This is a genomic window from Methylomonas sp. MS20, assembly GCF_050275925.1.
Classification (GTDB): Bacteria; Pseudomonadota; Gammaproteobacteria; order Methylococcales; family Methylomonadaceae; genus Methylomonas; species Methylomonas koyamae_A.
This window is the reverse complement of the sequence record NZ_CP189962.1, coordinates 238,550-264,658: the sequence shown is the minus strand read 5'-3', so window position 1 is coordinate 264,658 and position 26,109 is coordinate 238,550. Positions and strand designations below refer to the sequence as shown.

The window sequence follows — 26,109 nt, the reverse complement described above, 5'->3', positions numbered from 1 at the left end:
TTAATGCCTGCTATCGGCTAACCGGCATGCCCCTTTTGCCTTATTGTCGCCCAGCGTTCGGGCTAAATCCCGGTAGTATCGCCCATCAGTTCGAGCAAACGGTGCGCAGCCAGCGTAGGCGATACGCTGCCGTTTTCGACGGCGGCGCTTAAATCCGGCATGGCGGCCCGGACGCCGGGGTTTTCTCGAAAGCGTTCCTGGAGGCCGGACTCGATCAGCGCCCACATCCAGGATAACGACTGATGCCTGCGTTTAGCGGCCAATTCGCCGGTTTCGCCGACGGTCTGGCGAAAGAGGCCGAGTTGTTGCCAGAAATTGCCGATACCTTCACCCAAAGCCGCACTGACTTTCAGTACCGGCGGCTGCCAGCGCGCGGCGCTTGGCCGCAGCAGTGTCAGCGCCCCCGTGATTTGGCCTGCGGTCAGGTCGGCCGCCACGGGATCGAGATCGGCCTTGTTGACGACGAAAATGTCAGCCAGTTCGACGATACCTTTTTTCATCGCCTGCAGATCGTCGCCCGCGTTAGGTTGCTGTAATAGGCAGAACGCATCGGTCATGCCGGCGACCGCTGTCTCGCTCTGACCAACACCAACGGTTTCGACGATGATCACATCGAAGCCCGCCGCTTCGCAAACCAGCATGGCTTCTCGCGTCGAAGCGGCGACGCCGCCCAGCGACCCGGATGAAGGCGATGGGCGAATGAAGGCTTCGTCGCGTGCGGACAATAATTCCATCCGGGTTTTGTCGCCGAGAATGGAACCGCCGGAGCGCGAGGATGACGGATCGACCGCCAGCACCGCGACCCGATGCCCCTGTTCGATCAGGTGCAAGCCGAGTGCCTCGATAAACGTGGATTTACCGACGCCCGGCGTGCCGGAAATGCCGAGCCGAATCGAGTTGCCGCTGTTCGGCAGCAGGGCATGCAACAGGGTCCCTGCCCGCTGGCGATGGTCGCTACGGGTCGACTCGATCAGGGTAATCGTCTTGGCCAAGGCGCGGCGCTGACCGGCGAGCACGGCACCGACCAGCGCTTGGTCTTCGCGGTTGAGTTGGAAATTCGGTAGAACCGGCATGCTGTTGGCCCCGGATCAGGATGCCGTCGGCGCTTGCGCCGCTTGGATGGCGTTCAACACATCCCGCGCGCATTGCGGAATCGGCGTGCCGGGTCCGAACACGCCCTTGGCGCCGGCGGCGAACAAAAACTCGTAGTCCTGGGCTGGAATCACGCCGCCGACGAAGACGATGATATCGCCGGCGCCCTGCCCGGCCAAAATGTCGATCAGCGCCGGCACCAACGTTTTATGGCCGGCCGCCAGCGTCGATACGCCGATCGCGTGCACGTCGTTTTCGATGGCTTGGCGGGCGACTTCTTCCGGCGTCTGAAACAGCGGCGCGATATCGACGTCGAAGCCCAGATCGGCGAAGGCGGTCGCGACGACCTTAGCGCCGCGGTCGTGGCCGTCTTGGCCTAATTTGGCGATCATGATGCGCGGCCGGCGACCTTCGGCGGCCGCAAAATCGTTGACCTGTTCCTTAAGTTGCGTCCACTCCTGATCGGCCTCGAAGGCCGCGCCGTACACGCCGGTCACGACCTGATTGCTGGCGCGATGGCGGCCCCAGACCTGTTCGAGCGCTTCGGAGATTTCGCCGACCGTGGCGCGCAGGCGAATAGCCTTGATGGCCAGGTCGAGCAGATTACCGTCGCCGCTTTTCGCGCAGTCGCTCAAAGCGGCCAGCGCCACCTGAACCGCTCCGGCGTCGCGGCTGGCGCGAATCTCGGCCAGACGCGCCACCTGCGCGTCGCGGACCGCGTGGTTATCGACGTTCAGAATATCGATGGCGTCTTGCCGAGGCAGTTTGTATTTGTTAACGCCGACAATCACGTCTCGACCCGAATCGATATTGGCTTGCTTTTGGGTGGCGCATTTTTCGATTTGCAGCTTGGCCCAGCCCGTCTCGACCGCCTTGGTCATGCCGCCCATCGCCTGGACTTCTTCGATGATGGCCCAAGCCTTGTCTGCAATGTCCTGGGTCAGCGATTCCATCATGTACGAGCCGGCCCAAGGATCGATAACCTTGGTGATGTGGGTCTCTTCCTGGATGATCAACTGAGTGTTGCGGGCGATCCGCGCCGAGAATTCGGTGGGCAGGGCGATGGCCTCGTCGAGCGCGTTGGTATGCAGCGACTGGGTGCCGCCGAATACCGCCGCCATCGCCTCTATCGTGGTTCGTACCACATTGTTGTAAGGGTCCTGCTCGGCCAGCGACCAGCCCGAGGTTTGGCTATGGGTACGCAGCATCATTGATTTGGGATTCTTGGGTTCAAACGCCTTCATGATCCGCCACCACAACAAACGCGCCGCGCGCAGCTTGGCGACCTCAAGGTAGAAGTTCATGCCGATCGCGAAAAAGAAACTTAGCCGGCCGGCGAAATCGTCCACGTCCATGCCCGAGGCAATCGCGGTTTTTACATACTCAAGGCCGTCGGCCAAGGTAAACGCCAGTTCCAAGGCCTGGGTCGCGCCAGCCTCCTGCATGTGGTACCCCGAGATCGAGATCGAGTTGAACTTGGGCATGTGCTTGGCCGTGTAGGCGATGATGTCGGCGATAATCTTCATCGACGGCGTCGGCGGGTAGATATAGGTATTGCGGACCATGAACTCCTTGAGGATGTCGTTCTGGATGGTCCCTGACAATTGTGCCATCGACACGCCCTGCTCCTCGGCGGCGACCACGTAGCCGGCCAGCACCGGCAACACCGCACCGTTCATCGTCATCGACACCGAGACTTTGTCCAGCGGAATGCCGTCGAACAGAATTTTCATGTCTTCGACCGAATCGATCGCCACACCGGCCTTGCCGACATCGCCGGTCACCCGCGGATGGTCGGAGTCGTAACCGCGATGGGTGGCCAGGTCGAAGGCCACCGAGATGCCCTGGCCGCCGGCCGCCAAGGCCTTACAGTAAAAGGCGTTGGATTCCTCGGCGGTCGAAAAGCCGGCGTATTGGCGGATGGTCCAGGGCCGCGCCGCATACATCGTCGCTTGCGGGCCGCGCAAAAACGGTTCGAATCCCGGCAGGGTATCGGCGAACGGCAGGTTTTCGGTGTCGGCCTTGGTGTAGAGCGGCTTGACGGACAGCCCCTCCGGCGTCGTCCAGGTCAGGTTCTCGACCGCGCCGCCCGGCGCGGATTTCGCGGCCGCCTTGGCCCAGGCATCCAGGGAAGGAATCTTTACTTCAGGATAATTTTTCATCTGCTTTGCTACTTCCAAGAGGTGATTGCATGCCCGATCGGCCAGACGCTCGTGTAGAACCGGCGCCACTTTATCGATTATATTCGGTTAAAGATAGTCCGGAAAAATACAAGAAGCTGAGTTAGGCAGGTCACGCCAATCCGAATTCCGGAAGCCTTGAGCGATAGAACCTGCTCGCAAAGCCGGCGCTCTTGATCGCGACCCAATGCGTTGAAGCAAGACAGGTCGAGAGGTTGTTTTGGGCCTATTCATTGAAGACGCCATACAACAATAAGCTGCCTATCCGGTTTCGTTCTATCATTAACGCGTAACGTCTACACTTGTTGAATCTGCAAACGACTCGGTTGTGCTGAAATCGCCTTCCAAACGCTCTGAATACCGTGCGGACGTTGACAATGTATACCGTAAGAGTCGATTTGACGGTTGACGGTAGGCTTCGTAATCTCAATGCGCTAATCCAGTGATCCATCGGTTTCCGACAGTTCCGGCACTGGCACTGACGCCTCTATAATGTTTTATTCAAATATTTTTCAATAACTTATGAAATGCGACATGATTTGATTTTGTTAACTTAACGCCATTGCCCTAGGCATTCGGAGTGCGTCGTGAAGCGGATAATTTCATTGTTTGTGTGTAGTCTGCCGATTCTATTGAGCGTGCGAACCGTTCGTGCGGACTTTTTTTCCACGGAGGATGGAAAATTACGCCTGAGCAGTTTTGGTACCTTAGGCGTTGTTTACGACAGCAGCGACATCCTGTATTTACAAACATCGACCGATCAACCGAACACCTTCGACGGTCATTGGTCGTGGAGATCTAGCACCCAACTCGGTATTCAGGCCAGCGCCAAATTTACCGACGAATGGGATGCAATGGTGCAGTTCCTGATTAAGGACAGATCGTACAACTCATTGAACGAAAACTTATTTTGGGGCTTGCTGCGCTGGCAACCCAGCCGCAACTTCACCGTGCGCGCGGGACGCTTGGGGCTGGATGTTTATCTGCTATCCGATTACCGCAATGTCGGTTACGCCTATTTGTGGGAAAGGCCGCCCACGGAATTTTACGGCTCCTTGATTAACCAAAACTTTGATGGCGTGGACCTGGCTTGGCGCGTACCGCTCGCGCAGGGTTTTTTTCAAGCGAAAGCGTTTGCCGGTAGTTACTCGCATTCGTTTCCGATCTTTCAGCTCGATACCGTTTCAAAAAACACCTTGGCGCTTTCGCCGATATTCGGTGGCAAATTCAGTTACGAAGATGAGGACTGGCAGTTGTCCCTCGGCGCCACCTATACCATTTTCGATAAAAACTTCGCGGGAATCTCGCAGCTGCTCCAAGGGCTCACCGGCCCTGGAGTGAAAACCGTCTGGAGCAATGCGGCCGATTACGCCGCGCAACTCAACAAGGTTGGTAAAGGCATTGGCTTTTACTCAATAGGCGCCGCCTATAACGCCAACGAATGGAGCATTCAAAGCGAGTTTGGTTATCTCGATTCCGGCGTGCCCGAAATACAAAGCCAATTCAGCGGTTACTTCAGTATTGGCCGACACATCGGCGACATTACCCCCTATCTCTTGTTCAGCATCGCCAGACCGAGCGGCGAGTCAAAAGCGGTCGTACCGCCGGAAATCTCGGGTCCGTTGCAAGACCAACTGTATGCCGCCACATCGGTAGCCATGCAAGAGTATAGGATCAATCAGGAGACCATCAGTTTGGGTGCCCGCTGGGATTTCGCGCCCAATTTGGCCGCCAAGATTCAATGGGACCACAGTCATGTCGCCGCTAACTCTTCCAGTCTTTGGCTGAACGGCAGCCGTGAGATTTCGACGCCGGATTTAGATGTCGATTTGTTTTCGCTCAGCATGAATTGGTCTTTTTAATGATGGCGGGCCGTTTGAACATGAGACGTTTCCGAGGCACCAATCGTAGCGATGCAAGGCGGGTCAGCCCTTCGGAAGCGCTGCCGGCCGGCAAGCGCCGTTTCTTGAATCCCTATATTTTTCTGATTCCGTTGGCGACGCTACACGGGCAACCCGCATGTTGCGGCGAGGAGGTTTTGGTGGTGGTCAATCAAACCAATCAGGCCATGGAGTTTAGCCGCAACCAAGTGATCGACTTCTTCATGGGACGCCAGCAGAATTTCCACAGCGGCAAAGCCGTGTTTACGATCGATCTGGCGCAGGACTCCCCGACCCGCGCGCATTTTTATCAACAATTGGTCGGCAAATCCGTTCCCCAAGTCAATGCCTATTGGGCGCGACTGCTGTTCACCGGCAACGCCACGCCGCCGAAAATGCTGCCCAGTCCGGCCGCGGTGTTGTCGGCGGTCAAGGAAAACGCCGATGCCATCGGTTATGTCGACGGCCGGGACTATGACGGCTGTTGCAAAGTCGTATATCGTCTAAAACCGGCCGACTGACGACTCACTCGCCTAACTCATGATCACCTTTAAGAAACTTTCGGTACGGATTACGCTGGTCATCAGTTTTTTTGCGCTGTTGGTCGCGGGGGTCGGCTCGGCGGTGTCCTATACCGATACGTTGCGGCAAGAGCGCAATAAGGCTTACGCCAGAATCATGGAATTAGCCAAAACCGTCGAAAAAAGCGCGCAGATCGCGGCTTACCTGGATAACCAAGAGATTGCGGACGACGTTATCGGCGGTTTAATGAATAACGAAGTCGTAGCCGGCGTCTTGCTGAAAAGTCAAAGCGGTTGGCATTCGACCAATGACCATAAACCGCTGAATGATGCTCTCGGCGAAGCGCCGTTAGCGCTCGACCTGGATTCTCCATTCAGTCCGGGCGAGAAAGTCGGTGTGCTGCAAATTTTCCCCAAACACGACGTTATCGAGCGCAATGCCAAGCTGATCGCTCGAAATCAGGCGCTACTCCTGTCGTCGTACACGTTGATCGTGGCGCTGATCATCATGCTGGCTATCCAGCAAATCTTCGTGCGCACCATCAAAACGGTGGCATCCACACTGAACCGTATCGACCCAAGCGGCACGAAACGCTTGCACTGTCCGCTTAGCCACCGAAAGGACGAAATTGGCCACTTGATCGCCGACATCAATTTCCTGTTGGATATTTCGCATTTCCGTATTCATTCCGAACGTGAGTTGCGCGAGCAGCTCGAAAAGCTTGAACAACGTTTTCGACTGCTGTTCGAGAATGCCAGCGTCGGTATTTGCGTGCTGAACGAACACGGCGATGTCATTTTGCACAACCCGGTTTGCCGTGAGGTGTTGCGTCTGGACGCGGCGCCCGAAGGTCCGGCCCGCGTAGAGCAATTTTTCAAGGATGCCCGCCAAATTAATCGTATCGTATTCGACACGCTAACCGCCGGCGAGTTGACGAACGGCGAATTCGAATTGGTGACTACAGACGACCAAGATGGGCCGCGTTGGGCTCAATGCCTGTTTTCAAAAGCCAGGGTGAGCGAAACGTCGGAATTCGAAGGCAGCGCTTTCGTGCAAATGATCGTAATCGATATCACGGAACGAAAGATTGAAGAACTGCAAACGCGTTTTAAAGCGGAGCGCGACCCATTGACCAAGCTGTTCAATCGCAATGGCCTGGAAACCCGCCTTAATCTGATGCGCGATCTGGCCCTGCAAGAAGCCTGCGGCTTCGCGATTTTCCTGATGGACTTGGATAATTTCAAACCGATCAACGATAACTACGGCCACGAAGCCGGCGATACCGTTCTGATAGCGGTAGCCGAGCGCTTATTGGCTTGTTTTCGGGCAAACGATATTCTGGTTAGGCTGGGCGGAGACGAATTTCTGGCCGCTTTAATCTGCAAACCGGCGATCAACCAAGCCGACTTAAGCCGGATAGCACAAAAAACAATCCGCTTACTGCTGCAAGACATCCCGTTGAATCAGGGCCGAAACGCGAATATCGGCGTTAGCATAGGCATCTGCGCCAGCGGACCGGAGCACGCCCATTTGTCGATTGCCCAGTTGATCGATCATGCCGACAAAGCGATGTATCAGGTCAAGCTCGCCGGCAAAAACGACTTTTGCATCAGCGTTCCATCGCCGATGCGGAGAGACCAATTGACGTCTTGAGACAAGCGGTTGGCTGGGCGAAGTCGCGGCCAAAGCCTATCGGGCTGGCAAAAGCTCAGCTGGCGCGCTCGATCAAGCCTTCCACCTGCTTGGCGAACACCTTAAGGTCGCCCTTTTTGACGGTTGCGCGGGGGATGACGATGGCGGCGTCGAAATCGACGTAAATGTAGACGTAATCCTTATGGCGCTCGACGCGCAGCATGTCTTTCCACAGCGTCTTGTGCTTGCCGCCCGGCGAGGTTTCCCGCAAGAACTCCGGCTCCGCCGTCAGATGGTGGATGCCGAACATGGCTTTTTTCTCGGCCTCGGTGTATTTATTGAAGAATTGGCGGCGCATGTCGATTTTCATGATGAAAGGCGACGCAAACGCCCAACCCAGCGCCAAGATCGTGATGTAGGCGGTGGTCATCATATCCACGTAGTACACGTAGTAAAACAAACCGATCGCCATCATCACGCCGGGGGCGAACAGGCGGTTGTTGCGGATTTTCTTTTGCATTTCCGGATCGCTTTTCAGCCTGAGTTCGTTGAAGTGAACCAGGTCTTCCTCGCGGAATTCGTATTCGATTTCTAACATTGCGCTCGCTCGTCGGGTGGATTAGTGCATCTTGATTTTGGCGTGGGTACTGCGCCGGAACAGGTTGGACAGGGTTAGCATCGCGGTGCGGAAATAGCCATGAATCGCCACTTGGTGCATTTTGTACAGCGACAAATACACCACATAGGCGATAAAACCGCCGACGCTGACCGTACCCATCAGGCTGCCCATCAACGAACCGACCGTGCTGAATTTACCTAGCGACACCAGCGAGCCGTAATCGTGGTAAACGAATTTAACCGGCGCCTTGCCGTTCAGACGGTTGACGATGGTCTTGGCAACGGCCGAGGCCATTTGATGGGCGGCCTGAGCGCGCGGCGGCACGTTACCGGCATGGTCGGCCCAGGCGCAGGCGGCGCAGTCGCCGATCGCGAATACGTCGGGATCGCTGGTTTGCAGGGTTTGATCCACCACCAGCTGGTTGATGTGGTTGGTTTCCAAACCGTCCAGACTTTTCATCCAGTCCGGCGCCTTGATACCGGCGGCCCAGACTTTCAGATCGGCGTCGAACACCTCGCCGTCGTAGGTATGCACTTCGGTCTCGGTGACTTCGGTGACTTTGCGGCCCAGCTTCAACTGGATGCCCAACTTGAGCAATTGGTCTTGGGTGGCTTGCGACAAACGCGGCGGCAAGGCTGGCAGCAATTGGGTGGCGGCTTCGATGATGGTGATGTTGACTTCTATCGAGCCTTCCAGGCCGTAAGTCGCCAGCAGTTTAGTGACCTCGTGCAATTCGGCGGACAACTCCACGCCGGTGGCACCGGCGCCGACGATGACGATGGACAGCGGCTTGTCGCGTTGCCTGCTTTGGTTGGCGTAAGACTGGATGTAATAGGTTTCCACCAACTGCCGCTGAAAGCGATAGGCTTGGGTAGTGGTGTCGATGAACATGCAGTGCTGGTCGACGCCCTTGATGCCGAAGGTGTTGCTGACGCTACCTACCGCCATCACCAAGGTGTCGTATTTGAAGCGGCGCTGCGGAATGATCTCTTCGCCCTTCTTGTTGGTGATTGCCCCAACGACGATTTCCTTGTTTGCTCTATCCAGGCCTTCCATGCGGCCGAACAGGAAACGGAAATGGTTGCGGTGGGCCTGAGCCATGTATTCGATTTCCTCGGCTTCGGCCAAGGTGCCGGAGGCGACTTCGTGCAGCAACGGCTTCCAGATGTGAGTCGAAGTGGCATCCAGTAGCGTGATCTCCGCCTGGCCGGACTTGCCGAGTTTTTTCCCGAGTTCGGTCGCCAGCTCCAGACCGGCGGCACCGCCGCCGACGATCAGGATTTTATGTAGTTCATCAGCCATTTATATTCTTCCCCAGTCAATAGCCGCGGCGCGGCATGGATGAAATCCCTCCACTTTATAGTGCATTCCGTTGTCCGGCATTATAACCAATCGCGCTCGGCCGCCCGCCGATTTTCCCGGCCGGGTTTCAGGCGTCGTAGACGGTGTGCAGCATCTTGGCGGACAGCAGCAACAACAACAGCGCGAACAGTTTTTTCAAGGCCGGTACCGGCAGGCGATGGGCCAGTCTGGCGCCCAATGGCGCGGTCACCACGCTGACTAGCGCAATCGCCGCCACCGCCGGCAAATAGATGTAGCCGAAACTATGGGCCGGCAGGCCTTCGACCCGCCAACCGCTGGCCATGTAGCCCAAAGTGCCGGCCAGCGACAACGGCAGGCCGACCGCCGCGGAGGTGCCGATCGCATTCTGGATGCGCACGTTGCACCAGCTTAGAAACGGCACGGTCAAAGAACCGCCGCCGATCGCCACCAGCGCCGACACCGCGCCGATCAACAGGCCAACCAGGCTTAAACCCGTAGCGCCCGGCAGCTGTCGACTGGGCTTGGGGCGAACGTTGAGCACCATTTGCAGCGACACATAAGCCATGAACACCACGAAAAACAGGGCTAACGGTCGGTTTGGAATCAACGCGGCAACGAACGCCGCCGCGAAGGTGCCGGCGATAATGCCGGGCGAGAGCGTCCATACCACCGGCCAAATCACCGCCCCATGCCGATGGTGAGCCCGTAGGCTGGCGATCGACGTCACGATGATGGCCGCCATCGAAGTTGCCAGCGCCATGTGTACCAAGTGAGCCGCGCCGAAGTTTTGCATTGCGAACAAAGTGGTCAACACCGGCACCATAATGCCGCCGCCGCCGATACCTAGCAAGCCGGCAAAAAAGCCGACCGCCACCCCCAGGCCCAGGTAGGCCGCAATCCAGTCGAGTTCCAGCAAGAAGTTCCTCTTTCGGCCGAGCCGGTTGTTGTAGAAATTAGGTAGTCGTGGCCGATCTTTCGTTCGGCGCCACGGGTGAACGCTGTGTCGCGCGCGGCCGCCAAGCGCTTTGAAGTGCAAGACTTGACGGCGGTGGTCGTCGAGGCGAATTAGCCTTCGCAGCGCGCTACAAATAGCGCAGCCACCGCCAATCCGGACGCGCCGCCTTGAAGGCTTCGAACCAGCGGCAGACCGGATACAGCATCAGCAACACCAGCAGCCAAATCGCGTAAACGCCGGGCAACCCGTAGCCGTAGTCCGCCGGCAAGTCTTTCCGCCAAATGCCGCCGCCGGCGATGGCAGCGACCGGACCGTCGGTCCAATAGGCGATGAGCACCGCCAAACCGTGTATCAGGTAAAGATGGATCAAATAGTAAAATAGCGGGGTCTTACCGAACACCGGCAAAATCGGCAACAGCCGACCGCTGCTGGCTGCCAGAAACAGCATGGCCGGACCCAAGGTCATCAGCAAGTACAGCAAGGACGGCGGGTATTTATGGCAATTGATAAACGACAGCAGCGTAAATGTCGAGTCGGGGTAGCTTCGCCAGGGTTTGGGATCGCCGTAAAAATTGCTGTAGCGCAGCGCGATAAATCCCAGAATCAGCGCGGCGCCCAATCCGGCCAGCCGCCGACCGCTTTGCCAGCCCGGACTGCTGATCAGTCCGCCGAAGCCATAACCCAGCGCCATCACGCCGATCCACGGTACCAGCGGATAATAGGGATTCAGTTTCCAACCGGCGCCGAAATCGATGTCGTCACCGGTATGTAACACCGCCCACCACGGGCCGAACCCGCCCAAGTGTTCCGGTTTAATCCCGTCGAACAGATTGTGGGTCGCCACCATGAAACCGCCGAACGCCACCAGCCAAGCCAGCGGTAGTTTGACCAGGCCGGCCAACGCGATCATCGACCAGCCGATCGCCCACAAAACGCCAGCGTCGAGCTGGCGCAAGTCGGCCCGGAAATTCCAGGCAAAGGCTTCGACGGTCGCCACCAACACGACTAACAGCAGGCCGCGTTTGACCAGAAATTCGCCGAGCGGCGCGTCCGGACCGCGTTTGGTCGCCCACAGATAAGCGCTGGTGCCGGCCAGGAACACGAACACCGCCGCGCAAAAATGGGTGATCCAGCGCGTCATGAACAGGGCCGGGGAGGTTTTGTCCAGGTCGGTAGGATCGAAATGGGCGTTGCTGAAGAAGTCGCGGGTATGGTCCAGAGTCATCAGTACCATCACCAGACCGCGCAGATTATCGAGAGCAGGAATGCGTTGATTCATAGCCTTGTACTTGTTTAACGGCTGCGTTTAACGGTGCGCGGCCGGATTTGGGCTCGACTGGCGGAGGATTGTTCCTAACCTGATCGTACTATCGCTAGAAACGGGCGCGCCGGCCGCCAATATTAGCCGCCGAAACAAGCTTCGTTCATCGATAGCGCGGGCTGGCTGGGCGGCCGGCGCACGCCGATGAAGCGCTCCCGCCAATACGGTTGATTCAAATCGGACACCATGACCCGACCAGTCCGACTACTGGGGGCATGCACGAAGCGGTCGTCGCCGACATAAATGCCGACGTGGGAGTAGGGCTTGTCGGTATTGAAAAACAACAGATCGCCCGGCCGGCGCTGCTCCGGATGGACGGCCGGCAACTGGGTGGCCAACGAAAAGGTATCGCGCGGCAGACGCAAACCTTGGCGGTTATAGACGTAATACACCAAGCCGCTGCAATCGAAGCCCTGGCTGGGCGAAGCTCCACCGTAAACGTAAGGCCGCCCCTGCAATTGCAAGGCCTCGGCGACCACCTTGGGCGCGTCGGCCGGTATTGCTTGCGGGGCGATATTCAGCGCCTTCTTGTCGTCGCCGGCGCAACCGGCCAGCAACGCGGCCAATAGCGCTATCGGCAATATCGCTGGCGAAAAACTGAGCTTGAGCATCGGTGCGGTTTTCAAGACGAAGTTGGGCCAATTATAGTCGGCCTGCCCGTTGTCCGCCCAGGCTTAGTATGTCAGCGCAGAGTCCCAACCGACGGAAAACGACGTTTTGCACCGAAAAATACACAGACGAGCGCCGGAACGACGTTAGCCGCGAAGGTAAACATCGGTCCACCCGTGGCCTATGAGTTGCCCCCCGTAATAACGCGAAAGCGCCCCCCGCCAAATTGACCCGCACTATCGAGAGTCCGACAAACACGAATTAAGCGCCAGCGAGAAGAATCCAACGGGCAATTGCGCCGCCGTTGCGTCGATGCTAAGGTTCGCCGGCGGTCCGGGCTAGGCAAAAATCGCCGAGTGCCGGGCATTGAAATCAGTCGCGCTTCGCAATCGGACTCACCGGCGCGCCGTTTCCCCTGTTCGGTAACGCTTAACTCGAATCCAGGCTTTTCACCCGTCCCGATGTCGCCACACTCAACCGCATGTTTTAGCCGATGCCGAAAATAGTCGGAATTCTGTTGGCCGCCGGCGCTAGTCGCCGCTACGGCGCCGACAAATTGAGTCAATGCCTGCCGGATGGAGAACCTATTGCGCTACGCGCCTACCGGAATCTGGCGGAGGGTTGCGATCGGGTCGTCACGGTGGTTCGGCCGGACAATCCGGCCTTGGCCGACCGTTTGCAAGCCGCCGGCGCCGAAGTCGCGGTTTGCCGCGATGCCGACCTGGGCATGGGACACAGCTTGGCCCGCGGCGTGCAGGTGGCCTCGCCGGCCGCCGGCTGGTTGGTGGCACTGGCCGACATGCCCTGGATATTGCCGAGTACGGTGATCAAAGTCGCCGAGGCCTTGCGCGGCGGCGCCTTAGTGGCTGCCCCGGTGTTCAACGGCCGGCGCGGCCATCCGGTCGGTTTCGCCGCGGCATTGGCGCCTGAATTGATTGCATTGCAAGGCGATCAAGGCGCAAAATCGGTCATCCAAGCCCATCTTCATCAACTCATGCTGCTCGATTGCGACGACCCCGGTATTTTCCGCGACATCGACAGGCCCGAAGACTTACTCCCCCGACAATGCAAAAACCCGATCTGTTAAGTTTGCAACTTGAATTGCGCGACGCCCGCCGTCCGCACGCCCTGGCCACCGTGGTCGAAATTCTCGGTTCGTCGTCGGCCAAACCCGGCGCCAAGGCTCTGATCGGCGAAACCGGCGAGGTCCTGGCCGGCTGGATAGGCGGGGGTTGCGCGCAGGCGATGGCGGTCGATACCGCGCTAAAAGCCCTGGCCAGCGGCGAACCCTGTGTGATCGATGTCGATCTGACCGACGAAGTATTCGGCGCCGGCATGCCCTGCGGCGGCAGTATGCGGGTCTACGTCGAGCCGGTGGTGCCGAAACCGCGCGCCTGGCTGTTGGGCCACGGCCGCATCGTCGAGGCCTTGTGCGAATTCGCCGGCCGCCTGGGTTTCGACGCCATCGTTGACGATCATCAGGCCTTGCCGACACGCTTCCCCGGCGCCTGCCGGCTGATTACCGACGATCAGCGCTATCAACAATTGCAACCGTTTGCCGGCGATTTTGTCGTCGTCGCCACCCACCACAAAGGCGATTACGACGCGCTGACCCAGGCCCTAAATTCCGAAGCCGGCTACATCGCATTGGTGTCCAGCCGCAAACGCGCGCAATTGGTGATTTCGCGCTTGGCCGGCGAAGGTTGGGACGAAACCTCCCTGAAGCGTATCCGGGCGCCCGCCGGACTGGATTTAGGCGCGAAAACGCCCGAGGAAATCGCGCTGGCGATCGTCGCCGAAATGGTCGCGGTTCGGCGGGGCGCGGGTTGCGTACCGTTGAGCGGCCTCCCGGCAAGTCCGCCCGGTTAATTCGGCCGCTTTACCGGCCGACAACCGCCGTGTACGATGCGCCCACTCGCCACACGGCATTTTTCGCGACACCTAACGGAGCGATAGACCATGACCACGCTCGATATCAACGGCAAACGCCATAAAATCGATCTGCCCGACGACACGCCGCTACTGTGGGCCTTGCGCGACCGGCTCGGCATGACCGGCACCAAGTTCGGCTGCGGCATGGCGGTGTGCGGAGCCTGCATGGTGCATCTGGACGGCACCCCCACCCGCGCCTGCGTGACGCCGATCTCGGCGGCGGCCGGCAAGAAAATCGTCACGATAGAAGCCGTCGGCAACGACCCGGTGGGCCGCAAGGTGCAGGACGCCTGGTTGGCGTTGAACGTGCCGCAATGCGGCTATTGTCAGTCCGGACAAATCATGTCGGCAACCGCGCTGCTCAAACAACACCCTCGGCCCAGCGATAGCGACATCGACAAGGCGATGAGCGTGAATTTATGCCGCTGCGGTACTTACCAACGCATCCGCGCCGCGATCAAGCAGGCCGCGAGTCTGAACGAGGAGCCCGTATGAACCGGCCGTTTTCCGATCGTCCCGGCGACGCGCTAAGCATCGTCAACGTCAGCCGCCGCGAGTTCCTGAAAACCAGCGCGCTGACCGGCTTCGTACTGGCTGCGGGCTTTCCGGCCATGTTGAAAGCCGACGAAACCGCATCGCCGCAAACCCCGGCAAAGTACGGCGCCGACGCGATGCCGCACGGCTGGATAGACGATCCGCTGGTGTTCGTTGCAATCGCCGCCGACGGCATGGTCACCATCGTTTGCCACCGCTCGGAAATGGGTCAGGGCGTGCGTACCAGTTTGCCGATGGTGGTCGCCGACGAACTGGAAGCCGATTGGGCACGGGTGAGGGTTGAGCAAGCGCCCGGCGACGAGGTCCGCTTCGGCAATCAGGATACCGACGGCTCGCGCAGCACTCGGCATTTTTTCCTACCGATGCGCCGGGTCGGCGCGGCGGCCCGACGCATGCTGGAAACAGCGGCGGCGGCCAAATGGCGCGTGCCTATCGAAGAGGTACGCGCCGAGCTGCATCAGGTCAAACACCTACCCAGCGGCAAGACCGTCGGCTACGGCGAACTGGCCAAGGCGGCGGCGAAACTGCCGGTGCCTGAACGAGATACCCTGCGATTGAAAGCGCCGACCGAATTTCGCTACATCGGCAAGGGCCAGTCGGACATTTACGACGGCGCCGACATCGTCGCCGGCAAGGCTCAATACGGGATAGACATTCGGCTGAAAGGCATGTTGTATGCCGTGATTGCCCGGCCGCCGGTCTTCGGCGGTAAGCTTAAAAGCTACGACGCCAGTGCCGCGCTAAACGTGAAGGGCGTGGTCAAGGTCGTCGAATTGCCCGGCAGTCCGCCGCCGGCCGAATTCAATCCGCTGGGCGGCGTCGCGGTGATTGCGACCAACACCTGGGCGGCGATTCAGGGACGCGCGGCGTTGAAAATCGAATGGGACGCCGGCCCGCACGCCGGGTACGACTCCTCGGCCTACCAAGCCGAGCTGGAGGCGGCGGCACGCCAACCCGCCAAGGTAATCCGCCAGCAAGGTGATGTTGGGGCCGCGCTGAAATCCGCCGCCAAGCGCGTCGAAGCCGAATATTACGTCCCGCATCTGGCCCAGGCACCGATGGAGCCGCCGGCGGCGACCGCCCGCATCGGCAACGGCCGTTGCGAAGTGTGGGCTTGCACGCAAGCGCCGCAATTGAGCCGGGAAAAGGTCGCCAAATGGCTGAAACTACCCGAGGACAAGGTAGCGGTTCACGTCACCTTGCTCGGCGGCGGCTTCGGCCGCAAATCGATGCCGGACTATGTGATCGAGGCGGCCTTGCTGTCGCAAGCGATGGCCGGCAAACCGGTCAAGGTCACCTGGACCCGCGAAGACGATTTGCATCATTCCTACTACCACACCGTGACGCTCGATCGCCTGGAAGCCGGACTGAGCGCGGAAGGCAAGCCCCTGTCCTGGTTGCACCGCAGCGCCTCGCCGAGCATTTCCTCGACCTTCGTCGCCGGCAGCAAATTGCCGATGCCGGTGGAATTGGGCATGGGCGTGATCAACGTGCCGTTCGCGATCGAGCATCTACGCATCGAAACCGCCGAGGCCGAGGCCCATACCCGAATCGGTTGGTTCCGTTCGGTTTCGAACATTCCGCACGCGTTCGCGGTGCAATCCTTCGTCGCCGAGTTGGCGGCGGCGGCCAGCCACGATCACCGCGATTTTTTGCTGGCCTTGATCGGTCCGCCTCGCAAAATCGATCCACGCGGACTCGGCGACAACTGGAACCACGGCGAATCGCCGGAACGCTATCCTATCGATACCGGCCGCTTGCGTCGGGTCATCGAAACCGCGACCCGCGAAGCCGGCTGGGGCCGAGCCTTGCCCAAGGGTCAAGGTCTGGGCCTGGCGGCGCATTACAGTTTTGTCACCTATGTGGCGGTGGTCGCCGAAGTCGCGGTTGGCGCGGACGGCAAACTCAGCATTCCCCGCATCGACATCGCCGTCGACTGCGGCCCGCAAGTCAACCCGGAACGGATACGCTCGCAAATCGAAGGCGCTTGCAATATGGGTGTCAGCTTGGCTACTCAAGGCGAGATCAGTTTCAAGAACGGCGCTGTGCAACAGGATAATTTCCATGCCTACCAAATCGCCCGAATCGACGATGCACCGCGCGAGATTCGGGTGCATTTGCTGCCGGCCGGCGATTTCGATGTGCCGTTGGGCGGCGTCGGCGAACCCGGCGTGCCGCCGATCGCGCCAGCACTGTGCAACGCCATTTTCGCGGCAACCGGCCAGCGTATCCGTCATTTGCCGATCAAGGATCAGTTGGAAAGCGCCTGAGCGTCGGGTCATCCTGTCCTAGAGGTGTTCGAATAAATCGAGCTGGTGGTACTGCCCGGCGGAGCGCTCCGGGTCCAGGCCGGATAAGGTGACCCCCAATAATCGCACCGGCTCGCTGCCGGTGCCGGCGCTGTGCAACAACTCGGCTAGCAATAGGCGCGTATCCGCGTCGTCGGCGATCGGTCGATCCAGCGTCCGGGCGCGGGTCACTTGCACGAAGTTGCGGTACTTGATTTTGACCGTCAGCGTGTAAGCCGTCATCTGCTTTTCGGTCAGCCGTAACAGGGCTTGGCTGAATAAAGCCTGTAGCAAACGCGACTGAGTCGCCGCGTCGGCGACGTCCCGTTCGAAGGTGGTTTCGACGCCGACCGATTTGCGCTGTCTGTCGGCCCGCACCGGCCGGTGATCGACGCCTCGGGCGATGTCGTGATAATGCTGGGCGGCCTTCCCGAAATGCTGTTGCAACAAGGCCAGCGGGGCTTTTTTTAAATCCAGGCCGGTCAGTATCCCAAGCGCCTGCATCTTGCGTTCGGTGGCCGGACCGATACCGTGAAATTTGCCGACGGCTAGGGTTTCGACGAAGGCGGGGCCTTGCTCGGGGGTGATCAAGTGCAAACCGTCCGGTTTGCCCAAATCCGAGGCGATTTTCGCCAAAAACTTGTTATAGGACACGCCGGCCGAAGCGATTAGTCCGGTTTCCCGGCGAATGGCTTGTTTGATTTGCCCGGCCAATCGCATCGCCGATTCGGCCGAGCTGACGTCCAGATAGGCTTCATCCAGCGACAAGGGCTCGATGCAATCGCAATAGCGGGCGAAGATGGCGCGGATGGCTGCCGAAACAACCCGGTACACGTCGAAACGCGGTCTAACGAAAATCGCTTGCGGACAGAGCCGGTAGGCCTGCGACGACGGCATCGCCGAATGCACGCCGAACACGCGGGCCTCGTAGCTACAGGTGGCGACAACGCCGCGCGAATCGGGCTGGCCGCCGACGATGACCGGCTTGTTGCGGTATTGCGGGTGGTCGCGTTGCTCGACCGCCGCGTAAAACGCATCCATGTCGATATGGATGATTTTGCGCGGCACCTCGGTCATGGCGTACTAGGGTTTGTGGGGCAATTCCAGATTGGCAGTGTCGTTCCAGTCCGCGAACGGAAACGGCAATTTGTCGGTATTGAAGGTCAGAAACAGCAAAATGTGGTAGTGATAAATCGACAGCGAGCGGCCGAAATTCAGGATGTTGGGATTGCATGCGCCAGTCAGCAGCACCGAGCCGACCTGCAACAGAATTACCAGCCACAGCAACAACTTCACCAGGCTGTCGATGGCCGCGTAGATCACCATGAAGATGATCCGCTTCCAGGTTTCGATTTTTTTCAGGTTTTCGTTGATTTGGTCCTGCATCGCCGCCTTAACCCCGGTTCATCACGTCGCGCAAGTCCAAGGCCGCCGCATTGGCTCGGGCGATGTAGTTGGCCAGCGCCAGCGAATAGTTGGCGAACAGGCCGAAGCCATCGCCGTTCAATACCACCGGACTCAAGGTCGGCGTCAAGGCTTTTTCCAGCGACTGGATCATGATGTCCAGCGTATTCATCGCCCGCTTGTCGAGCAAAATGTCGGAAAAATCGTGCTTGATTGCCCGCAGAATGTGTAACAAGGCCCAGCTGGCGCCGCGCGCTTCGTAGAACACGTTATCGATTTCCAGCCAAGGCGTTTGACCGATGGTCGGCATGTTCATATCGACCGGGTTGGAGGGGTCGCCGTGCGCGGCGCCGGAGAAGCGGTCGGTACTGGCCGCCAAACGGGTGGACAATCCGCCCAAGCGTTTGATGACAACCTCGGTGTATTGCCACAGGTTATCCGCGCGGGCATGAAACTGGGCCGGTTTGGATTCCGAAGTCGGATTTTGCAAACGCGCCATGTAACCATGCAATGCCTCGACGCCTTTAACGTATTCGGATTCGGTGGACGGCAGCGCCCAGGAATTGCGTTCGTAGTAAAAATAAGGCTCCGCTTTCGCCAAATCCGGGTCTTCGGCCGATTGCGACTGGTCGCGGGCGAAGTGGTTGCGCAAGGCGGTGGTGCCATCGCGCAGCATGACCAGCGCGCCGTACTCGAAACTTTGGATGTTATCGCAGAACAAGCCGGGCGGCGCCACGTCGTTGGATAAGTACCCGCCGGCCTTGAATAAAATCACGTCGGCAATGTGCGCCAGCGTGTTGGCGTAGACGTAGCCGATCGGCATTTGATCGGTGTGGGTCACGTTCATGCGTTCGATCGCTTCATCTTCGACGCTGAATTGTTCCGGCTCCTGGCTCCACCATTCCCCCAAAACCAGCATCACGATGACCACCACGCTGACCAAGGATCCGAATCCCCACAGAATGCCTCTCGACTTGGAGTCTTCGTAAGCTAATGGATTATCTGACATTTGTAACAATTCCCGGTGAGTCTTTTGAGAAACAGGAGAAAGCCGCCCCCCGATAAAAATGCGACCATGTTAGCACGGATTAACCGGTTGGCATTCGCCGATTTCAGTGCAGCTTGGCGTTGGCAAGCGATAGCGGATCGGCCAGCCGAGTGGGCGGGAGTTGCACGAAAAAGCCTTTCGCCCGCAGGCTGGCGATGACTTTTTCGACCTTCTCCCTGGCCAGTTTGCGTTCCGGCGTCAACTCCAGCTCCATCACGAATTGCAAGCGACCCAAGCTGGCGAACAAATCGGCCGGTAAAGCCGAGAAATCGTCTTTCTTGTCCAGATATAAATAGAGTTCGTCTTTTTTAAGGCTTTTATAAATAAAGCATTGCATGCGCGGCTCTCGGATTGGTTTGGACTGCCAATTTTAACGGTTTTTGTTTAGAATTTTCGGTCAACCCCTTCTCGCAGCCACCGCTAATGTCCGATTCGATTCCGCCGCAAGACCGTTTTTTCCGGCTGGCCTGCCTATTCGAGGCCGGCTTGGCGCCGCTGGCGGTTCTGTTCGGCTGGTTGACCGACGTCGATCCGTTCGCGGGCTTGGATTGGTCGGAACCGGCATTGGCGAACGGCTTATTGGCCACGCTGCCGCTGTTGATCGTGTTTTTCGCGCTGCAAGCGCTGGAATATCCGGCGTTGCGCGACATTCGCGAATTGCTGCTGGAGACGTTGGGCGCCCGACTGGTCGGACGGCACTGGTCCGATCTGCTGATTCTGGCCGGTCTAGCCGGCTTCGGCGAGGAAGCGTTGTTTCGCGGCTTTTTGCAGCCGTGGCTGGAGAACCGTTGGGGCGCGCTGCCCGCGCTCTGGCTGAGCAACACGGTGTTCGCGCTGGTACACGCGGTAACCCCATTGTACGCGGTGTTGGCCTTGCTGATCGGTCTCTATCTCGGCGTTTTGCTGGATTACGGCGGCGAGCGCAACCTGCTGATGCCGATGGTGGCCCACGCCGCTTACGACTTCGTCGCGTTTGTTGTTATCCTGCGCGATTACCGCCACCGCCAGTTAAGGAGCCAGTAATGCCCGAGTCGCCTGGTCGAGACAACCACGATAAGCTGACGGCCCACAAACTGATCTGCGTCGCGATGCTGGCGCTGCTGCTAGCCTACAACGCGTTTTGCCACTTCTGGCCGAACGAGTTTCAGCTCGGCTGGCCGGCCGACCGGCGCGAGCTGATCCGTAGCGTGCTGTACGGCATTGCCATCGTGCTGTTTCCGTTCACCAATCTGCTGCGCCACGTCCTGCTGCGTCTGAACCAGACCATGCCAGGCCCCAAACCGGCGGCGGCCCGCTATCTGGTCACGATTGCGGTCACCCAGGGGCTGATCGCATGGGTCGGGCTGTTCGGTTTCGGGATGTTTCTGATCGGGGACGGTTACAACACCCTCTATATTTTCAGCCTGATGGCGGCGCTGGGCGTGTATCTGCATCGACCCAAGACCGAGGAATATCAGCGCATTGTCGCCGAGCTGACCCGGAAAACCCCGTGATGCCGGCAAATCCCGTTGACTATTTCCGATTTTTAGGATGGGCGCTTAGGTTGTACAATGGCGGGCTTATTAAAGATTAGCCCCAGGTGTGATTATGCAAATTATTCAGGAAGCGCTCACCTTCGATGACGTGTTATTGGTGCCGGCCCATTCTTCCGTATTACCCCGCGAAGTCGAGCTGAAAACCCGGCTGACCCGCAAAATCACCCTGAACATCCCGCTGGTTTCGGCGGCGATGGACACCGTTACCGAAGCCCGCTTGGCGATCGCGATCGCCCAGGAAGGCGGCATCGGCATCATCCACAAGAACATGACGGTCGAGCAGCAGGCCGGCGAAGTACGGCGGGTCAAAAAATACGAAAGCGGCGTCATCAAGGACCCGATCACGGTTTCGCCCAACGTCACGGTCCACGAAGTGCTGGAACTGACCCGCGCCAAGAATATTTCCGGAGTGCCGGTCGTCGACGGTGAAGAATTGGTCGGCATCGTTACCAGCCGAGATTTGCGTTTCGAAACCCGCCTCGACGTGGCGATCAGCCAGATCATGACGCCGAAAGACAAGCTGGTCACCGTGCGCGAAAGCTTCAGCCACCGGGAAGTCATCGAAAAACTGCATACCCACCGCATCGAAAAAGTCCTGGTGGTCAACGACGCCTTTCATTTACGCGGCATGATTACCGTCAAGGACATTCAAAAAGCCAAGGACAATCCGCAAGCTTGCAAGGACGAGCAGGAAAGGCTGATCGTCGGCGCGGCGGTCGGGACCGGCGCCGACACCGGCGAACGGGTCGGCGCGCTGGTCGAGGCCGGCGTGGACGTGATTATCGTCGACACCGCCCACGGCCACTCGCAAGGCGTGCTGGACAAGGTGCGCTGGGTCAAACAAAACTTTCCGCAGGTTCAGGTCATCGGCGGCAACATCGCCACGGCTGCGGCAGCCAAGGCGCTGGTCGAAGCCGGTGCCGACGGCGTCAAGGTCGGCATCGGTCCCGGCTCGATCTGCACCACCCGTATCGTCGCCGGCGTCGGCGTGCCGCAGATCACCGCGGTCAGCAATGTCGCCGACGCCTTGAAAGCCAGCGGCGTGCCGCTGATCGCCGACGGCGGCATTCGTTATTCCGGCGACGTCGCCAAGGCATTGGCGGCCGGCGCTCACGCGGTGATGCTGGGCGGCTTGTTCGCCGGCACCGAGGAAGCCCCCGGCGAAGTCGAATTGTTCCAGGGCCGCTCGTACAAATCTTACCGGGGCATGGGCTCGCTGGGTGCGATGTCGCAGCAACAAGGCTCCAGCGACCGCTATTTCCAGGAAGATACCGAGCAGGTCGAAAAATTGGTGCCGGAAGGCATCGAAGGCCGGGTGCCTTACAAAGGCTCGGTACTGGCCATCGTCCATCAATTGTTGGGCGGCGTGCGCTCGGCGATGGGCTATACCGGTAACAGCACGATAGAAGAAATGCACAACAATGCTCAGTTCGTTCGAGTCACCAGCGCCGGCATGCGGGAAAGCCACGTCCACGACGTGACGATCACCAAGGAAGCGCCCAACTACCACATGAACTAATCCGGACCGATCCCGGTCCGCTCCCTGGCCGTCGCCGACCGGCGACGGCGGGTTTCCGGAAATCAGCATGCAAGCAAACCAACTCGAATCCTCCATGCCCTGCAACCTGTGCGGCGGCCGCCATGTCGAGGTACTGTCCAACCGTTCCCGTAGCGGCGCGGCGTTACGCACCGTAATCTGCAAGGATTGCGGCCTGGTATGGAGCGACCCGTTTCCGCACGACCCCCGCCAGTTTTACGCCGACGACTACCGTCTGGCCTATAAGCAAACCTACGCGCCCAAGGCCAAGCATATCCTGCGCGCCGGCCGGGTGGCGTTGGAACGCCACGCCAAGATCAAGCATCTGTTGCAGCAACGCCGACGGGTGTTGGACGTCGGCACCGGCGGCGGCGAATTCGCCTACCTGATTCAATCGCTGGGCCACGAGCTGCAAGGTATCGAACCGAACAAGGGCTACGGCGAATATTCCGCCGCCCAATACGGCTTGAATCTGCAAATCGGCTTCATCCAGGACGCCGCACTCGACGACGCCAGTTTCGACCTAGTCACGATTTGGCACGTGCTGGAACACACCGAAGACCCCAGCGCGGTGCTCGGCCGCCTGCGCGGCCTGCTCAAACCCGACGGTATCCTGGTTGTCGAAGTACCCAACGTCGAGGCCGTCTGCCAATCGCCGGCCAGCAGCTTTCACGAAGCCCATCTGTTCAATTTCAACGCCAACACCCTGCAACGGATGGGCGAAAAAGTCGGCCTGACCGCAAGCGAATACCGCTTATCGGAAGACGGCGGCAACTTGACGATGTTCTTCAAACCCGCCGAAGTCCGAGCCGACTCGGCAGCGCTGAGCGGCAACGCCGACCGGATCGGCGCGATCGTGCGCGGCCATACCAACCTGCGCCACTTCATGCGGGCCGCGCCCTATCTGCGGTTTTTGAAAAAACTGCAACGCAGCATCGCCGAGCGCGGACTGAACCAGCCGGTCGCCGATAGCAAAGCCCTGCTGGATCAGCTGTACCGCGAGTATCGCGTACTCTAGGCAGCGACCGATTTTCTGTTATTTCCGACGGCTTGGGCTAGATTAAAGCCCAAGCCGCTTCCGTTACTTCAAGGTGTTCCCGTGACGACTCCCGCATCCAACATCCACGCCGACAAAATCCTGATCCTCGACTTCGGTTCGCAATACACGCAGCTGATCGCCCGCCGCATCCGCGAGATCGGCGTGTATTGCGAGATTTATTCCTGCGACAGTCGCGACGACGAAGTCAAAAACTTCGGCGCCAAGGGCATCATCCTGTCCGGCGGTCCGGAAACCGTGACCAGCAGCGACACCCCGCGCGCGCCGCAGGCCGTGTTCGAATTAGGCGTGCCGGTACTGGGCATTTGCTACGGTATGCAAACCATGGCCGAACAGTTGGGCGGCAAGGTCGAGTCCTCCGACCACCGCGAATTCGGCTACGCCCAAATTCGCGCTCGCGGCCACTCCAAACTGTTGACGGAAATCGAAGACCACGTCTCACCGGAAGGCTACGGCCTACTCGACGTATGGATGAGCCACGGCGACCGCGTGGTCGAATTGCCGAACGGCTTCAAACTGATCGCCAGCTCCGACGGCGCGCCGATTGCCGGCATCGCCGACGAGGCGCGCAATTTCTACGCGCTGCAATTCCACCCGGAAGTCACCCACACCAAGCAGGGCGGCCGCATCCTGAGCCGCTTCGTATTGGACATCTGCGGCTGCGCGGCGCTGTGGAACGCCAGCAACATCATCGAAGATAGCATCAACGCGGTGCGCGAAAAAGTCGGTAGCGACCAAGTGATTCTCGGCTTGTCCGGCGGCGTCGATTCATCGGTGGTCGCGGCCTTATTGCACCGCGCCATAGCCTCGCAACTGACCTGCGTGTTCGTGGATACCGGCCTGTTGCGCCTGCACGAAGGCGATCAGGTCATGGCAATGTTCGCCGAACACATGGGCATCAAGGTCATCCGCGTCGATGCCGAGGCCCGCTACATGAGCGCACTGTCCGGCGTCAACGACCCGGAGCAAAAACGCAAAATCATCGGCGGATTGTTCGTCGAGATTTTCGACGAGGAAGCCGGCAAACTGACCGACGCCAAATGGTTGGCGCAAGGCACGATCTACCCGGACGTCATCGAATCGGCCGGCGCCAAAAGCGGCAAGGCGCATCTGATCAAATCCCACCACAACGTCGGCGGCCTGCCGGAAAACATGAAGCTGAAACTGGTCGAACCACTGCGCGAACTGTTCAAGGACGAAGTCCGCAAACTCGGCCTGGAACTGGGCCTGCCGGCCGACATGATCTACCGCCACCCCTTCCCCGGTCCCGGCTTGGGCGTGCGCATCCTCGGCGAAGTCAAAAAATCCTATGCCGACTTACTGCGCAAGGCCGACGCCATCTTCATCGAAGAACTGTATCGCCATGATTTGTACAACCAAGTCAGCCAGGCCTTCGCGGTGTTCCTGCCGGTCAAATCGGTCGGCGTAATGGGCGACGGCCGCAAATACGACTACGTCGTGGCCTTGCGCGCTGTCGAAACCATCGATTTCATGACCGCCCGCTGGGCCCACTTGCCCTACGACTTTCTGGACTTGGTCTCAAGGCGCATCATCAACGAAGTGCCGGGGATTTCCAGAGTAACTTACGACATCTCCGGCAAGCCGCCGGCGACGATTGAGTGGGAGTAAAGATGCGCTGAAAAATAAAACATTCAACATCTAATTCGTAATTTTTTAGGGCTTGGCACCATGCCTTTGATTAATGAACTGAATATGGATACTAAAGATTGGATAATGACCATTTCAGTCATTGTGGGGCCAATCCTTGCTGTCCAGGCTCAGAAATTTCTTGAAAATTTTAGTGAAAAAAAGGAACGTCGTATCAGGTTGTTCAAAACCTTGATGTCTACACGAGCAGAGCGCCTAAATAGAGACCATGTTCAAGCTCTAAACATGATTGACATTGAGTTTTATGGTCAAATGATTCCACTTATAAGAACGCGATATCAAACTCAAAAAGAACAAGCAGTTACTAATTGTTGGAAGAATTATAATAACCACCTAGGCCAAAGAAATACATATGAGTCAGGTGAGGCATGGCTAAAAAATGCGATGAGCTGTTTACTGATTTGCTTTATGCAATGGCGCAATCCTTAAACTATGACTACGATAAAGTTCAGCTTCAAAGGGACTGTTATCGACCGGAAGCTCACGGAACGATTGAAAATATACAGCTCAATCTTTTAACTGGTTTAGAAAGTATTGTAAAAGGAGATAAATCACTACCAATGGCGGTAACTTCTTTCCCTGGAGTTAATAATCACGATTCGGAATCATCGTTAGAAACGCCTGGTGGTGAAAGCGAACAACCGAGTAATATCGCGAAACCCGATTAGTAACCCTGATTTCCATCGTTCCCGCGCTCTGCGTTCACGTTATACACATCTCATCTCGACATCTTCTGTGCATCCAGGGCGAAGACAAAGTCGCTGCAATATAGCCTTGCCACCCCGCGTGGCGTCGTGTTTGCAAGCGAATAACTGCCAAAGCCCGCTCCAACAGGGTCACTTCCTACAACCGTAGAGGTTCGAGCGGCGGCAAGCACCGCTTGACCACGCTATAGCATAGCAGCGTCCGTAACCAAGGGAGGCAAAATGGGCAGCAGCCGCAACCTCATCAC

The 26,109-nt window shown here is 58.6% G+C and carries 23 protein-coding genes and 1 pseudogene; 13 read left to right on the top strand and 11 right to left on the bottom strand.

Going from position 1 to position 26,109, the window contains the following annotated elements; translation table 11 throughout:
• Nucleotides 1-62 precede the first annotated feature (62 nt).
• Together meaB and scpA are read right to left on the bottom strand one after the other, a co-directional pair.
• Nucleotides 63-1,073 (bottom strand): methylmalonyl Co-A mutase-associated GTPase MeaB, encoded by a 1,011-nt coding sequence (gene meaB / locus ACQE3D_RS01145; RefSeq protein WP_071160164.1) that lies wholly within the window; start codon nt 1,071-1,073, stop codon nt 63-65.
• A 15-nt stretch (nt 1,074-1,088) separates the two neighbouring features.
• The gene (gene scpA, locus ACQE3D_RS01140; RefSeq protein WP_313729328.1) at nt 1,089-3,254 is read right to left on the bottom strand and encodes a methylmalonyl-CoA mutase; all 2,166 of its coding nucleotides are present in this window, start codon (nt 3,252-3,254) and stop codon (nt 1,089-1,091) included.
• A 623-nt stretch (nt 3,255-3,877) separates the two neighbouring features.
• On the opposite strand from scpA, the gene ACQE3D_RS01135 reads away from it, so the two are divergent.
• From ACQE3D_RS01135 to ACQE3D_RS01125, 3 genes are read left to right on the top strand one after another with little or no spacing between them, the layout of a single operon-like run.
• The gene (locus ACQE3D_RS01135) at nt 3,878-5,134 is read left to right on the top strand and encodes a hypothetical protein (protein ID WP_313729329.1); all 1,257 of its coding nucleotides are present in this window, start codon (nt 3,878-3,880) and stop codon (nt 5,132-5,134) included.
• 20 nt (nt 5,135-5,154) lie between these two features.
• Nucleotides 5,155-5,673 carry a hypothetical protein gene (locus ACQE3D_RS01130; protein WP_197471738.1) on the top strand — a complete coding sequence of 173 codons (519 nt, stop codon included), beginning with the start codon at nt 5,155-5,157 and terminating at the stop codon, nt 5,671-5,673.
• 19 nt (nt 5,674-5,692) lie between these two features.
• Nucleotides 5,693-7,327 carry a sensor domain-containing diguanylate cyclase gene (locus ACQE3D_RS01125; protein WP_313729330.1) on the top strand — a complete coding sequence of 545 codons (1,635 nt, stop codon included), beginning with the start codon at nt 5,693-5,695 and terminating at the stop codon, nt 7,325-7,327.
• A gap of 55 nt (nt 7,328-7,382) precedes the next feature.
• On the opposite strand, the gene ACQE3D_RS01120 is transcribed toward ACQE3D_RS01125, so the two are convergent.
• From ACQE3D_RS01120 to ACQE3D_RS01100, 5 genes are all read right to left on the bottom strand, one after another.
• The gene (locus ACQE3D_RS01120; protein ID WP_064026382.1) at nt 7,383-7,904 is read right to left on the bottom strand and encodes a YcxB family protein; all 522 of its coding nucleotides are present in this window, start codon (nt 7,902-7,904) and stop codon (nt 7,383-7,385) included.
• A 21-nt stretch (nt 7,905-7,925) separates the two neighbouring features.
• Nucleotides 7,926-9,227 carry an NAD(P)/FAD-dependent oxidoreductase gene (locus ACQE3D_RS01115; RefSeq protein WP_313729331.1) on the bottom strand — a complete coding sequence of 434 codons (1,302 nt, stop codon included), beginning with the start codon at nt 9,225-9,227 and terminating at the stop codon, nt 7,926-7,928.
• A gap of 127 nt (nt 9,228-9,354) precedes the next feature.
• Nucleotides 9,355-10,164 (bottom strand): sulfite exporter TauE/SafE family protein, encoded by an 810-nt coding sequence (locus ACQE3D_RS01110; protein WP_313729332.1) that lies wholly within the window; start codon nt 10,162-10,164, stop codon nt 9,355-9,357.
• 166 nt (nt 10,165-10,330) lie between these two features.
• Nucleotides 10,331-11,482: a DUF1624 domain-containing protein gene (locus ACQE3D_RS01105; protein WP_313729333.1), complete on the bottom strand. Its 1,152-nt coding sequence runs from the start codon at nt 11,480-11,482 to the stop codon at nt 10,331-10,333.
• Nucleotides 11,483-11,604: 122 nt separating this feature from the next.
• A complete protein-coding gene (locus ACQE3D_RS01100) occupies nt 11,605-12,150 on the bottom strand; it encodes a C40 family peptidase (protein ID WP_313729334.1) in 546 nt (181 codons plus the stop codon).
• A 476-nt stretch (nt 12,151-12,626) separates the two neighbouring features.
• Between ACQE3D_RS01100 and ACQE3D_RS01095 the strand changes: the two genes are divergently transcribed.
• The 4 genes from ACQE3D_RS01095 to ACQE3D_RS01080 all read left to right on the top strand — a co-directional run bounded on the left by ACQE3D_RS01095 (nt 12,627) and on the right by ACQE3D_RS01080 (nt 16,890).
• Nucleotides 12,627-13,220 (top strand): nucleotidyltransferase family protein, encoded by a 594-nt coding sequence (locus tag ACQE3D_RS01095; protein WP_313729335.1) that lies wholly within the window; start codon nt 12,627-12,629, stop codon nt 13,218-13,220.
• Entirely contained in the window at nt 13,199-14,002 is an 804-nt protein-coding gene (locus tag ACQE3D_RS01090) for an XdhC family protein (RefSeq protein WP_313729336.1), read from the top strand. The genes ACQE3D_RS01095 and ACQE3D_RS01090 overlap by 22 nt, the downstream gene beginning before the upstream one ends.
• Nucleotides 14,003-14,092: 90 nt before the next feature.
• A complete protein-coding gene (locus tag ACQE3D_RS01085; RefSeq protein WP_313729337.1) occupies nt 14,093-14,560 on the top strand; it encodes a (2Fe-2S)-binding protein in 468 nt (155 codons plus the stop codon).
• Nucleotides 14,557-16,890, top strand: coding sequence for a xanthine dehydrogenase family protein molybdopterin-binding subunit (locus ACQE3D_RS01080; protein WP_313729338.1), 2,334 nt, complete (start codon nt 14,557-14,559; stop codon nt 16,888-16,890). The genes ACQE3D_RS01085 and ACQE3D_RS01080 overlap by 4 nt, the downstream gene beginning before the upstream one ends.
• 18 nt (nt 16,891-16,908) lie before the next feature.
• Here the strand turns inward: ACQE3D_RS01080 and dinB are convergent, their stop codons facing one another.
• The 4 genes from dinB to ACQE3D_RS01060 form a co-directional block, all read right to left on the bottom strand.
• Complete coding sequence (gene dinB / locus ACQE3D_RS01075) at nt 16,909-17,985, bottom strand: DNA polymerase IV (RefSeq protein ID WP_313729339.1); 1,077 nt, start codon at nt 17,983-17,985, stop codon at nt 16,909-16,911.
• A 6-nt stretch (nt 17,986-17,991) separates the two neighbouring features.
• Nucleotides 17,992-18,294 (bottom strand): DUF4389 domain-containing protein, encoded by a 303-nt coding sequence (locus tag ACQE3D_RS01070; RefSeq protein ID WP_064026401.1) that lies wholly within the window; start codon nt 18,292-18,294, stop codon nt 17,992-17,994.
• Between the two features lie 7 nt (nt 18,295-18,301).
• The gene (locus ACQE3D_RS01065) at nt 18,302-19,321 is read right to left on the bottom strand and encodes a DUF2333 family protein (protein WP_064026403.1); all 1,020 of its coding nucleotides are present in this window, start codon (nt 19,319-19,321) and stop codon (nt 18,302-18,304) included.
• Nucleotides 19,322-19,424: 103 nt separating this feature from the next.
• Nucleotides 19,425-19,697, bottom strand: coding sequence for a YcgL domain-containing protein (locus ACQE3D_RS01060; RefSeq protein WP_064026405.1), 273 nt, complete (start codon nt 19,695-19,697; stop codon nt 19,425-19,427).
• A gap of 86 nt (nt 19,698-19,783) precedes the next feature.
• Here ACQE3D_RS01060 and ACQE3D_RS01055 point away from each other — a divergent pair, with 86 nt between their 5' ends.
• The 6 genes and pseudogenes from ACQE3D_RS01055 (at nt 19,784) to ACQE3D_RS01030 (ending at nt 25,825) form a co-directional block, all read left to right on the top strand.
• Nucleotides 19,784-20,383, top strand: coding sequence for a CPBP family intramembrane glutamic endopeptidase (locus ACQE3D_RS01055; protein ID WP_281021974.1), 600 nt, complete (start codon nt 19,784-19,786; stop codon nt 20,381-20,383).
• On the top strand, nt 20,383-20,853 hold the full coding sequence (locus tag ACQE3D_RS01050) for a hypothetical protein (protein ID WP_313729340.1): 471 nt from the start codon (nt 20,383-20,385) through the stop codon (nt 20,851-20,853). Before ACQE3D_RS01055 ends, ACQE3D_RS01050 begins: the two co-directional genes overlap by 1 nt.
• 94 nt (nt 20,854-20,947) lie before the next feature.
• Nucleotides 20,948-22,414 (top strand): IMP dehydrogenase, encoded by a 1,467-nt coding sequence (gene guaB / locus ACQE3D_RS01045; RefSeq protein ID WP_064026411.1) that lies wholly within the window; start codon nt 20,948-20,950, stop codon nt 22,412-22,414.
• A gap of 67 nt (nt 22,415-22,481) precedes the next feature.
• A complete protein-coding gene (locus tag ACQE3D_RS01040) occupies nt 22,482-23,450 on the top strand; it encodes a class I SAM-dependent methyltransferase (protein ID WP_313729341.1) in 969 nt (322 codons plus the stop codon).
• A gap of 81 nt (nt 23,451-23,531) precedes the next feature.
• The gene (guaA, locus tag ACQE3D_RS01035) at nt 23,532-25,118 is read left to right on the top strand and encodes a glutamine-hydrolyzing GMP synthase (protein WP_168030276.1); all 1,587 of its coding nucleotides are present in this window, start codon (nt 23,532-23,534) and stop codon (nt 25,116-25,118) included.
• Between the two features lie 60 nt (nt 25,119-25,178).
• Nucleotides 25,179-25,825 (top strand): annotated as a pseudogene (locus ACQE3D_RS01030) (DUF6680 family protein).
• Nucleotides 25,826-26,109: the final 284 nt, after the last annotated feature.